We start from the raw sequence: 564 nt of genomic DNA, 5'->3' as shown, positions 1-564 counted from the left end.
CATTTGCAATGGAGGAATGGTGCCAAAGCCAATAGCTCCCAGAAAAAAAACGGTGATAATTGCCAATGATTTAATGTGAATTGTGTAAATAAATAACAGGAGTATAATCACCAATAAAGTCAACAAAGTTAATATAGTAGGAACTAAAGCTCGGTCAGCAAACTTCGCCGCGACAAGATTACCGATAACTAACCCAATTCCATAGATTGACAATATCCAGGCAAGATTATCTGGTGAAAACCCAGCAACTTCAGTCATCATTGGGGAGATGTAAGCAAAAGAAGCAAGCAGTCCGCTAAAACCAATGGCAGTGATGAATAATGCAAGCCAAACCTGCGGGCGTTTGAAGACTGCAAGTTCATCCAGGATATGGCTAGGTTCTGTCAACTGCTTAGGAACTAAAATAGATAAGCCAACGAATCCAACAACACCTAGGACTGCTATCGCCCAAAACGCAGCTCGCCAACCGAAATGCTGGCCAAAAAAGGTTCCTAAAGGAACCCCAACTACATTCGCCAAGGTAAGACCTGTGAACATTAAAGCAATAGCGCTGGCCTTTTTATT

General features: G+C 42.0%; 1 protein-coding gene. It reads right to left on the bottom strand.

The annotated features are described in order from the left end of the window. Positions 1-564: MFS transporter (locus J1785_RS00345; RefSeq protein WP_217218527.1), on the bottom strand; the 564-nt coding region annotated here is incomplete at both ends.

Source organism: Rahnella perminowiae (assembly GCF_019049755.1).
GTDB classification, from domain to species: Bacteria; Pseudomonadota; Gammaproteobacteria; order Enterobacterales; family Enterobacteriaceae; genus Rahnella; species Rahnella perminowiae.
Note: the sequence above shows the minus strand (reverse complement) of the source record. Positions and strands in the feature narration are given on the sequence as shown.